Annotated in this window: 11 protein-coding genes; all 11 read left to right on the plus strand. The window is 65.2% G+C overall.

Features of this window, described 5'->3' with window-relative positions; all coding sequences use genetic code 11:
- Positions 1 to 37 precede the first annotated feature (37 nt).
- Positions 38 to 1,375 (plus strand): ribosome biogenesis GTPase Der, encoded by a 1,338-nt coding sequence (gene der / locus VL15_RS16725; RefSeq protein ID WP_048246912.1) that lies wholly within the window; start codon positions 38 to 40, stop codon positions 1,373 to 1,375.
- Between the two features lie 142 nt (positions 1,376 to 1,517).
- Positions 1,518 to 1,757 (plus strand): RNA chaperone Hfq, encoded by a 240-nt coding sequence (gene hfq / locus VL15_RS16730; protein WP_047901242.1) that lies wholly within the window; start codon positions 1,518 to 1,520, stop codon positions 1,755 to 1,757.
- A gap of 72 nt (positions 1,758 to 1,829) precedes the next feature.
- Entirely contained in the window at positions 1,830 to 2,993 is a 1,164-nt protein-coding gene (gene hflX / locus VL15_RS16735; protein WP_193099478.1) for a GTPase HflX, read from the plus strand.
- Positions 2,994 to 3,040: 47 nt separating this feature from the next.
- Entirely contained in the window at positions 3,041 to 4,381 is a 1,341-nt protein-coding gene (gene hflK, locus VL15_RS16740) for an FtsH protease activity modulator HflK (RefSeq protein WP_048246916.1), read from the plus strand.
- A 14-nt stretch (positions 4,382 to 4,395) separates the two neighbouring features.
- The gene (gene hflC / locus VL15_RS16745) at positions 4,396 to 5,295 is read left to right on the plus strand and encodes a protease modulator HflC (protein WP_048246918.1); all 900 of its coding nucleotides are present in this window, start codon (positions 4,396 to 4,398) and stop codon (positions 5,293 to 5,295) included.
- A 36-nt stretch (positions 5,296 to 5,331) separates the two neighbouring features.
- Positions 5,332 to 5,523, plus strand: coding sequence for a DUF2065 domain-containing protein (locus VL15_RS16750; protein ID WP_009687995.1), 192 nt, complete (start codon positions 5,332 to 5,334; stop codon positions 5,521 to 5,523).
- 101 nt (positions 5,524 to 5,624) lie between these two features.
- Positions 5,625 to 6,773: an ATP phosphoribosyltransferase regulatory subunit gene (locus VL15_RS16755; RefSeq protein WP_048246920.1), complete on the plus strand. Its 1,149-nt coding sequence runs from the start codon at positions 5,625 to 5,627 to the stop codon at positions 6,771 to 6,773.
- A gap of 113 nt (positions 6,774 to 6,886) precedes the next feature.
- Positions 6,887 to 8,233 (plus strand): adenylosuccinate synthase, encoded by a 1,347-nt coding sequence (locus tag VL15_RS16760; RefSeq protein WP_048246922.1) that lies wholly within the window; start codon positions 6,887 to 6,889, stop codon positions 8,231 to 8,233.
- 6 nt (positions 8,234 to 8,239) lie between these two features.
- Complete coding sequence (locus VL15_RS16765; protein WP_048246924.1) at positions 8,240 to 8,836, plus strand: phosphoribosyltransferase; 597 nt, start codon at positions 8,240 to 8,242, stop codon at positions 8,834 to 8,836.
- Between the two features lie 274 nt (positions 8,837 to 9,110).
- A complete protein-coding gene (locus VL15_RS16770; RefSeq protein WP_048246926.1) occupies positions 9,111 to 11,027 on the plus strand; it encodes a potassium transporter Kup in 1,917 nt (638 codons plus the stop codon).
- Between the two features lie 282 nt (positions 11,028 to 11,309).
- On the plus strand, positions 11,310 to 11,494 hold a 185-nt coding region (locus VL15_RS40215; RefSeq protein WP_196319597.1), incomplete at its 3' end, for a transposase domain-containing protein.

Raw genomic sequence — 11,494 nt, forward strand, 5'->3', positions numbered from 1 at the left:
GGCCTCCCGCTGCTGCGCTTCACCGTAGAAAACACAGATGAAACCGGTCATTGCCCTAGTTGGGCGCCCCAATGTGGGGAAATCCACGCTGTTCAACCGGCTCACGCGTTCGCGCGATGCGCTGGTCGCCGACTTGCCGGGCCTGACGCGCGATCGCCATTACGGCGAGGGGCGGACGGGCGAGCGGCCGTACCTGGTCGTCGATACGGGCGGCTTCGAGCCCGTCGCGAAGGACGGCATCCTGCACGAGATGGCGCGCCAGACGCGCCAGGCGGTCGAAGAAGCCGACGTCGTCGTGTTCATCGTCGACGGCCGCAACGGGCTCGCGCCGCAGGACAAGTCGATCGCCGACTACCTGCGCAAGACCGGCCGGCCGATCTTCCTCGTCGTCAACAAGGCCGAGGGGATGAAGTACACATCGGTTGCGTCCGAGTTCTACGAACTCGGGCTCGGCGACCCGCGCGCGATCTCGGCCGCGCACGGCGACGGCGTGACCGACATGATCAACGAGGCGCTGGAGGTCGCGTACGCGGACCGTCCGGCGGAAGAGGATGAGAACGACCCGTCGCGCGGCATCAAGATCGCGATCGTCGGCCGTCCGAACGTCGGCAAATCGACGCTCGTGAACGCGCTGATCGGCGAGGATCGCGTGATCGCGTTCGACATGCCGGGCACGACGCGCGATTCGATCTACGTCGACTTCGAGCGTAACGGCAAGAAATATACGTTGATCGACACGGCCGGACTGCGCCGCCGCGGCAAGGTGTTCGAAGCGATCGAGAAGTTCTCGGTCGTGAAGACGCTGCAGTCGATCTCGGATGCGAACGTCGTCATTCTTCTGCTGGATGCTCAGCAGGACATCTCCGACCAGGACGCGCACATCGCCGGCTTCGTCGTCGAGCAGGGCCGCGCGCTCGTGATCGGCGTCAACAAGTGGGACGGGCTCGACGACCACGCACGCGATCGTGCGAAAGCGGATTTGACCCGCAAGCTGAAATTCCTCGACTTCGCGAAATCGCACTTCATTTCGGCCACGAAGAAGACGGGCATCGGCACGCTGATGCGCTCGGTCGACGACGCGTATGCGGCGGCGATGGCGAAGCTGCCGACGCCGAAGCTCACGCGCGCGCTGATCGAGGCCGTCGAGTTCCAGCAGCCGCGCCGTCGCGGCCCGGTGCGTCCGAAGCTGCGCTACGCGCACCAGGGCGGCCAGAATCCGCCGATCATCGTCATCCACGGTAACGCGCTCGACGCCGTGACGGAAACGTACAAGCGCTACCTGGAAAACCGGTTCCGCGAAACTTTCTCACTGATCGGGACTCCATTGCGCATAGAGTTCCGTTCGTCGAACAATCCGTACGCGGACAAGGGCTGAAGCACGCCCCGCAAGGGATAGGCCGCAAGGCCTACGCCCCGGGCGGGGCAGGCAAAATCGGCTATAGTGTAGCGATTGGCGCCGGATCTCTTTTTCTTCGCCGCCAATCCAGATCAACCTGCAAAAAAAGATGGAGTACGCCATGAGCAACAAAGGGCAATTGTTACAAGACCCGTTTTTGAACGCACTGCGCAAAGAGCACGTTCCCGTTTCGATCTACCTCGTCAATGGCATCAAGCTCCAAGGGAACATTGAATCGTTCGACCAGTACGTCGTGTTGCTCCGTAATACAGTGACCCAGATGGTTTACAAGCACGCCATCTCGACGGTCGTGCCGGCGCGCCCGGTGAATTTCCACCCGGACGCGGAAGCTACGTCCTAACCTATCGCAGCGGCCGGCATCCGGTCGCCGCGAGCGACCGATGCCAGCCGCCTTATCTTGACACCTGATAATTTGATCAACGCAGCGCTCGTCGGCATCGATTTCGGCAAGACCGATTTCGAAGCCAGTCTCGAAGAACTCAGTCTTCTCGCCTCCAGCGCGGGGGCCCATCCCGCCGTCACCCTCACGGGCCGTCGCTCCAGTCCCGATGCCGCGATGTTCATCGGCAGCGGCAAAGCCGAAGAGCTGCGGCTTGCCTGCGACGCGCACAACGCCGAACTCGTCATCTTCAACCACGCACTGGCACCGGCCCAGCAACGCAATCTGGAGCGGGCACTTAACAGGCGTGTGATCGATCGTACGAGCCTCATCCTCGACATCTTCGCGCAGCGCGCCCGCAGCCACGAAGGCAAGCTGCAGGTCGAGCTCGCGCAGCTTCAATACCTGTCGACGCGGCTCATTCGCGCGTGGACCCACCTCGAGCGGCAAAAGGGCGGTATTGGCCTGCGCGGTCCTGGCGAAACCCAGCTCGAAACCGACCGTCGACTGATCGGCGAGCGGATCAAGATGCTGAAGTCGCGGCTCGACCGGCTGCGCCGGCAACACAGCACGCAACGCCGGCAGCGCGCGCGCAGCGGCACGATGTCGGTGTCGCTCGTCGGCTATACGAACGCGGGCAAGTCGACGCTGTTCAATGCGTTGACGAAAGCGCAGGCATATGCGGCCGATCAGCTGTTCGCGACGCTCGATACGACGTCGCGGCGCGTGTACCTTGGCGACGAGGTCGGCCAGATCGTCGTGTCGGATACCGTCGGGTTCATCCGCGAACTGCCTCACCAGCTCGTTGCCGCGTTCCGCGCAACCCTCGAGGAAACGATCCACGCGGATCTGCTGCTGCACGTGGTCGATGCGTCGAGTGCGGTTCGGCTCGAACAGATCGAGCAGGTCAACGGCGTGTTGCACGAGATCGGCGCGGACACGATCCGGCAGGTGCTGGTCTTCAACAAGATCGACGCCGTGCCTGAGCTGGCGGCCCGCGGCGACGCGGTTGAGCGGGACGAGTATGGTAATATTTCGCGCGTCTTTTTGAGCGCGCGCACCGGTCAGGGTCTTGACGCGTTGCGTGCCGCTATCGCCGAGATCGCCTCCGCGGAACACCTGTCCGGCGCGATGCCGCTCGACGGCGCGTCCGCTGAACCACACGAAGACCACACGATTTCCGAACACGGGCGCTAACCGGTCCCGGCCGGTACGCCGGCGTCTAATCTGGTGAACAAACTCTGGTGAACGAATACAACGAGCGGAGTACCTGGCGGCGGATGCGCGCCTTGCTGTCGATCAACGATCCCCGCTGGGGACGCGGCGAAGGCAATGGCAAAGACGGATCCCGCCCCCGTGCGAACGAATCGAAGCGCCCGCAAAGCGGCGACGGTGACGGTCCGCCCGATCTCGACGAGATGTGGCGCAACTTCAACCGGCGCCTGAGCGGCCTTTTCGGCGGCAAGGGCGGCAACGGCTTCCGTCCCGACAACGGGCGGGCCGCGCGGGTCGGCGTCGGCATCGTGATCGGAGTGCTGGTCGCGGTCTATGCGGGCAGCGGGCTGTTCGTCGTGCAGGAAGGCCAGACCGGCGTCGTGCTGCAGCTCGGCAAGCTGTCGGGCACGGTCGGGCAGGGCGTGCACTGGCGCGCGCCGTATCCGTTCGCGTCGCACGAGATCGTCGATACGTCGCAGGTCCGCTCGATCGAGATCGGCCGCAACAACGTCGTGCGTCTCGCGAACGTGAAGGAAGCGGCGATGCTGACGCGCGATGCCGACATCGTCGACGTGCGCTTCATCGTCCAGTACCGGATCCGTTCCGCGACCGATTACCTGTTCCGCAGCGTCGATCCGGAGCGCAGCGTATCGCAGGCTGCACAGGCCGCGGTGCGCGCAATCGTCGGCACGCGCAGCGCGGCCGACGTGCTGAGCCAGGACCGCGACGCGCTGCGCGAGCAGCTGTCCGCCGCGATCCAGCGCGATCTCGATCGCTACCAGTCGGGGCTCGAGGTGACGGCCGTCACGATGCAGAGCGTCGCGGCGCCCGAACAGACGCAGGCCGCCTACGGCGAAGTCGCGAAGGCGCGCGACGAGCGCGAGGCCGCGAAGCGCGCCGCGCAGGCGTACGCAAACGACCTGCTGCCGAAGGCGCAGGGCGATGCCGCGAAGCTCGTCGACGAAGCGAAGGCGTATGCCGATCGCGTGGTCACGGAAGCCGACGGCGATGCCGACCGCTTCAAGCAGGTCTACGCGCAATACTCGAAGGCGCCTGCAGTGATTCGCGAGCGGATGTACCTCGAGACGATGCAGGAAATCTATTCGAACGCGACGAAGGTGTTCGTCGGCAACAAGGGCGGCAATAGCGTCGTGTATCTGCCGCTCGACAAGCTCGTCGAGCAGGGGCGGCAAAACGCCGCGGCGTCCAGCGGCGCATCCGCGCCCGATGCGGCGTCGGCACCGGCGGCCGTCGCGCCGGCAGCAGCCGCATCCGCCAGCGCGGCACCGGCCGCCGCGGCGTCGGGCAGCGACGTGCTGCGATCGCGCGAAGCGTTTCGCAGCCGGTCGCGCGAAGACGATCTGAAGTAACGGGAGCGCAGAACATGAACCGAATCATTGCGCTCGTCGTCGCAATCGTGATCGTTGCCTTTGCGGCGTCCTCGACGGTCCTCACCGTCGATCCGCGCCATGCGGCCGTGCTGTCGGGCCGCGACGGCGCGCAGCCGGAACTCGCGGGCCCCGGCATCCATTTCAAACTGCCGCCGCCACTGCAGACGGCCACGCTGATCGATACGCGCCTGCAATCGCTCGAGTCGTCCGATCCGCTGCAACTGGCCACGGAAGACAAGCACGACCTGCTCGTCGCGTATGCGGTGAAATACCGGATCAGCGATCCGATGAAGTATTTCACGGCGACGGGTGGCGATCCGGCAGCGGCCACCGAACGCCTGGCTGGCGTGTTGAAGAGTGCACTCGGCGACGCGTTCGGCAAGCGCGCGCTCGACGACGCGCTCGGCGGCCAGCGCGCGATCGCCGATGCGGCCCGCGACGCGGCGAAAGAGAAGGCATCCGGTTTCGGTGTCGACGTGATCGACGTCCAGTTGACGCGCGTGGACCTGCCGGCCGCGCAGACGGACGCGGTCTATCAGCGGATGATCGGCGCGCTGCGCGATCAGGCGGCGCAGGTGCGTGCGGAAGGCGCGGCCGACGTCGAGCAGATCAAGGCCGATGCCGAACGCGAACAGCAGGCCGTGCTCGCGAACGCGTACAAGTCCGCGCAGACGATCAAGGGCGAGGGTGACGCGAAGGCCGCGTCGATTGCCGCCGATGCGTTCGGCCGCGATCCGCAGTTCTATCAGTTCTACGCGAGCCTGCAGGCCTACCGGAACACGTTCAAGCGCAACGACATCATCGTCGTCGATCCCGACAGCGAGTTCTTCCGCTTCATGCGCAGCCCGACGGGCGGTGCCGTACCGGCGGCGCCTGCTCCCCGCAAACATTGACCTTGGGGCGCCGCGTCGAGCGGCGCCGTCGCTCGCATGGACCTGGCTGGCTCGTTGTTGCTCGCAGTAGCGCTGATGCTGATTATCGAGGGGGCGTTCCCTTTCGTGTTTCCCGTCGCCTGGCGCGACACGTTTCGTAGAATAGCTGAGCGGCCGCCGCATCATATCCGGATCGGCGGGCTGATCGTGATGGCGCTCGGGCTCGTGCTGCTGCTGCTCGCCACTTGATCCGGACGGCGCATCCGCCGTTCGTCCCGCCCGATTCCGAATTTCCGATTCATCTCGCGGCGCGCGTGTCGCGCGCTGTTTCCCGTCGTAGGACCGTACCAATGTCGACCTGGTTACTTCCCGAGAATATCGCCGACGTACTGCCGTCGGAAGCGCGCAAGATCGAGGAGCTGCGCCGCAGGCTGCTCGACCGCTTCCGTTCGTACGGCTACGAAATGGTGATGCCGCCGCTGCTCGAGTATCTCGAGTCGCTGCTGACGAGCGGCGGCGCCGATCTGCGCCTGCGCACCTTCAAGCTGGTCGACCAGCTGTCGGGCCGCACGCTCGGCCTGCGCGCCGACATCACGCCGCAGGTCGCGCGGATCGACGCGCACCTGTTGAACCGCCAGGGCGTGACGCGTCTCTGCTATGCGGGCCACGTGATGCATACGCGCCCGCGCGGTCTGCACGCGACGCGCGAGCAGATCCAGATCGGCGCCGAAATCTACGGGCATGCCGGATTGGAAGCCGATCTCGAGATCCAGCAGCTGATGCTCGACGCGTTGCACCTCGCGGGCCTGTCGCGCATCCGTCTCGACCTCGGCCATGCGGGCGTGCTCGCGGCGCTGCTCGCGCGCGACGCGCAGGCCGCCGAACGCGGCGAGTCGCTGTACGACGCGCTGTCGGGCAAGGACGTGCCGCTGCTGAACGAACTGACTGACGATCTCGGTGCCGATACGCGCGCAGCGCTGCGCGCGCTGCCGCACCTTTACGGCGACGCGAGCGTGCTGGCCGAGGCGCGTGCGCGGTTGCCGGTGCTGCCGGAAATCACGCAGGCGCTCGACGATCTGGCGCAACTCGCTGCACAGGCGAAGGGCGTGGAAGTGGCGATCGATCTTGCCGACCTGCGCGGTTACGCATACCACAGCGGCGCGATGTTCAGCGCCTACATCGACGGCGTGCCGAACGCGATCGCGCGCGGCGGCCGTTACGACCACGTTGGCCAGGCGTATGGCCGTGCGCGACCGGCAACGGGTTTCTCGCTCGACCTGCGCGAGCTCGCCCGGATTTCGCCGATCGAGGCGCGCGGCACCGCGATTCTCGCGCCCTGGGTGCAGGACGACGCGCTGCGCGCGGCCGTCTCGGCGCTGCGCGATGCGGGCGAGGTCGTGATCCAGGCGCTGCCGGGCCACGACCACGTGCTCGACGAGTTCGCATGCGATCGTTCGCTCGTCGAGCGCGATGGCGCATGGGTGGTCGAACCCCGTTAAACAGGCGTTCGCGGGCCGTGCTTCGGCGTGCATATCGTTGAAGCGAAACGGAAAAATTCGGAATCGCCCGCGAACATAGGTAGAATACGTTTTTAACCAGCTAACGAATCAACATGTCTGCCAGCGCAGTGAACGTGACTCCCGGGCGCAATGTCGTCGTCGTGGGAACTCAATGGGGTGATGAAGGCAAGGGCAAGATCGTCGACTGGCTGACGGACCACGCTCAGGGCGTCGTGCGTTTCCAGGGCGGCCACAACGCCGGCCACACCCTCATCATCGGCGGCAAGAAAACGATCTTGCGCCTCATTCCGTCGGGCATCATGCGTGAAGGCGTCGCCTGCTACATCGGCAACGGCGTCGTCCTGTCCCCCGAGGCACTGTTCAAGGAAATCGGCGAGCTCGAAGAAGCCGGTGTGAACGTGCGCGACCGTCTGTTCATTTCCGAAGCCACGACGCTGATCCTGCCGTACCACATCGCGATCGACCAGGCGCGCGAAGTGCGCAAGGGCGCGGGCAAGATCGGCACGACGGGCCGCGGTATCGGCCCCGCGTACGAAGACAAGGTTGGCCGCCGCGCACTGCGCGTGCAGGACCTGTTCGACGCGAAGACTTTCGCCGACCGCCTGCGCGAAAACCTCGATTTCCACAACTTCGTGCTGACCCAGTACCTGGGTGGCGCGGCCGTCGACTTCCAGGCCACGCTCGACACGATGCTCGGTTATGCCGATCGCCTGAAGCCGATGGTGGCCGACGTGTCGCGCCGCCTGTACGACGCGAACAACGCGGGCCAGAACCTGCTGTTCGAAGGCGCGCAGGGCACGCTTCTCGATATCGACCACGGTACCTATCCGTTCGTCACGTCGAGCAACTGCGTCGCGGGTGCGGCGTCGGCCGGCGCGGGCGTGGGTCCGCAGAAGCTCAACTACATCCTCGGCATCACGAAGGCCTATTGCACGCGCGTCGGCTCGGGTCCGTTCCCGAGCGAGCTGTACGATGCGGATAATCCGCAGCGCCAGGACCAGGTCGGCGTCACGCTCGCGAACGTCGGCAAGGAATTCGGTTCGGTCACCGGCCGTCCGCGCCGCACGGGCTGGCTCGATGCAGCCGCGCTGCGCCGCTCGATCCAGATCAACGGCGTGTCGGGCCTGTGCATGACGAAGCTCGACGTGCTCGACGGCCTCGACGAGGTCAAGCTGTGCGTCGGCTACAAGATCGACGGCAAGGATGCGGACATCCTGCCGCGCGGCGCAGCCGACGTGGCCCGTTGCGAACCCGTGTACGAGACGTTCGCCGGCTGGAAGGAAAGCACGGTGGGCATCAAGACGTGGGACGCACTGCCGGCGAACGCGCAGGCCTACCTGACCCGTGTCCAGGAAGTGGCCGGCGTGCCGGTCGACATGGTGTCGACGGGCCCGGACCGCGACGAAACGATTCTGCTCCGCCATCCGTTCAAGGTGTAACCCCAGATGACGCAGCAAATTTCGATGACGGCGGCAGACTTGATGACCGATCCGCGCAACGACGACAAGAATCTGTGGGTAGGTTGGGACGAGTATCACCGTCTGATCGAGCTCCTCGCGCTCCAGGTGCATGCATCGGGCTGGAAGTTCGACCAGATCCTGTGCCTCGCGCGCGGCGGCCTGCGCGTCGGCGATCAGCTGTCGCGCATTTATGACGTGCCGCTCGCGATCCTCGCGACGAGTTCGTACCGCGAGGCGGCCGGCACCGAGCAGGGCGACCTCGACATCGCGCAGTACATCACGATGACGCGCGGCAACCTCGCGGGCAACGTGCTGCTGGTCGACGATCTCGTCGATTCGGGCGTCACGCTCGCGCGTGTGCAGGAGCACCTGAAGGAGCGTTATCCGGCCGTGACGGCCGTGCGTTCGGCGGTGCTCTGGTACAAGGGTTGCTCGAAGGTCAAGCCCGACTATCACACGCAGTTCCTGCCGACGAATCCGTGGATTCATCAGCCGTTCGAGGAATGGGACACGGTTCGTCCGCATAACCTCGAGGCGTGGATCAAGCGTGGTCGCGCGCAGCGCGACGGTTCGGGCGCGTAAGCGGCCGGCCGACTGAACGAAAGCCTTGTACGGCGCCGCTTGCGGCGCCGTTTTTCATTGGCGCGCCGGGTGTGCCGCGCCGCGCGCTCCGTATATCCGGTAGGCAGACGGCGCAGCCCCGGCTATGATGGCAGCCCTGCCACAGCTCGCGCCGGATTGCATGCGCGGCGTGGATCACGTGGCTTCACGGCAACAGAGCAGGGCGGCGTTTCACGGGGGCGCGAGTAGAATAGCGCTCGTTTTGTCCGACCCGGACCCGATTATTACGCTTCATATGAACGACACGATCCACGCGACCGACGCAGCACACGCGCCGCACTCGACGCAACAACACTCGATGCGGGCGCTAGCGATAGCAGCCATCGGCGTCGTGTTCGGCGACATCGGCACCAGCCCGCTGTATTCGCTCAAGGAGGCGTTCAGCCCCGCGCACGGCATTCCGCTCACCGAAGGTTCGATTCTCGGCGTGATCTCGCTGCTGTTCTGGGCAATCATCCTGGTGGTCGGCATCAAGTACCTGCTGTTCGTGATGCGGGCTGACAACAACGGCGAAGGCGGCGTGCTCGCGCTGATGGCGCTGTCGTTGCGGCCGCTCGACTCGAAGACCCGCGTCGCGGGTGCGCTGATGGCGCTCGGGATATTCGGCGCATGCATGTTCTACGGGGACGCGGTGATCACACCGGCGATCTCGGTCATGTCGGCCGTCGAAGGTCTCGAAATCGCGACGCCGCACCTGTCCCATCTCGTGATGCCGATCACGATCGTGATCCTGATCGCGCTGTTCTGGATCCAGCGTCACGGCACCGCACTGGTCGGCAAGCTGTTCGGCCCGATCATGGTGCTGTGGTTCATCGTGATTGCCGCGCTCGGCGTGTACCACATCGTGCGCGTGCCGGGCATCATCGCGGCAATCAACCCGTACTACGCGGCGTCGTTCATGGCCGATCACCTGCTGCAGGCCTACGTCGTGCTCGGCTCGGTCGTGCTGGTGCTGACCGGCGCGGAAGCGCTCTACGCGGACATGGGCCACTTCGGCGCCAAGCCGATCCGCCTCGCCGCATACGGGCTCGTGATGCCGTCGCTCGTGCTGAACTACTTCGGCCAGGGCGCGCTGCTGATCCAGAACCCGAAGGCAATCGAAAACCCGTTCTTCCTGCTGGCGCCCGAATGGGGGCTGCTGCCGCTCGTCGTGCTGTCGACCGTCGCGACCGTGATCGCGTCGCAGGCCGTGATCTCGGGTGCGTATTCGCTGACGTCGCAGGCGATCCAGCTCGGTTACGTGCCGCGCATGAAGGTGCTGCATACGTCCGAACTCGCGATCGGCCAGATCTACGTGCCGGTCGTGAACTGGCTGCTGCTGTTCGTGATCCTCTGCATCGTGGTCGGCTTCAAGAGCTCCGACAACCTCGCGGCGGCGTACGGCATCGCGGTGACGGCGACGATGGTGATCACGACCGTGCTCGCGGCCGTCGTGATGGTGAAGGTGTGGAACTGGAACCGCCTGCTGGTCGGCGCGATCATCGCCGTGTTCCTCGTGGTCGATCTCGGCTTTTTCGGTGCGAACCTGCTGAAGGTCGCGCAGGGCGGCTGGCTGCCGATTGGCATCGGCGCGCTGCTGTTCTTCCTGCTGATGACCTGGTACAAGGGGCGCCACATCGTCAAGGAGCGCACGGCGGCCGACGGCATTCCGCTCGAGCCGTTCCTGCAGGGGCTGCTCGCGCATCCGCCGCATCGCGTGTCGGGTACCGCGATCTACCTGACCGGCAACGACAAGCTCGTGCCCGTCAGCCTGCTGCACAACCTGAAGCACAACAAGGTGCTGCACGAGCGGACCATTTTCCTGACGTTCGTCACGCGCGACATTCCTTACGTGCGCGACGACAAGCGCCAGAGCGCGCGAGATGCGGGCGGCGGGCTGTACATCGTCACGGCCGAGTACGGCTTCAACGAGACACCGGACGTGAAGGCCGTGCTCGAGGAATTCGGCCGTACGCACGACATGATGTTCGAGCTGATGGACACGTCGTTCTTCCTCGCACGTGAAACGGTCGTGCCGACGCATCTGCCGGGAATGTCGATCTGGCGTGAGCGCGTGTTCGCGTGGATGCACCAGAACGCCGCGAAGCCGACCGACTTCTTCTCGATTCCGGCCAACCGCGTCGTCGAGCTCGGCACAAAGATCGAGATCTGACCGGATGCGGCGCGCGAGCCGTCTGGCCGCGCGCCGCGTCTGTCGACCCGCTCGAACGGGCCGCGATCGTTCGCATCGCCGGCCGTAATCGCGAACGCAGCCGCATGGCGCTGCGTATTCCGCACTAGCCAATCCGATCCGGTAGCCGATTGCGTGGGCGCCGCCGCAATGAAAAAGCCCGCCTTGCGGCGTAATGCCGTTCAGTTAAGCAACTGAACGGCATTTTTGTTTGTGGCGAGAGCCTGTTGTAAACGGGACACGACGGTGTTAACTTTCGTCGCCATGCTGGCCGACGATCTCCACCTGCTAGTCGAATCCCATCCGCCGTTTGACTGGAACCGGCTGGGTCAGCATTTGCCGTACGAATGGGTTGAGCAAGCGGTTCAGGCAAGCGGTAGCGCCAGTATTCGCCGTCGGCGACTGCCGGCCGAACAGGTGGTGTGGCTGGTCATTGCATTGGCGCTGTA

Source organism: Burkholderia cepacia (assembly GCF_001039005.1).
In the GTDB taxonomy this organism is placed as follows: Bacteria; Pseudomonadota; Gammaproteobacteria; order Burkholderiales; family Burkholderiaceae; genus Burkholderia; species Burkholderia theae.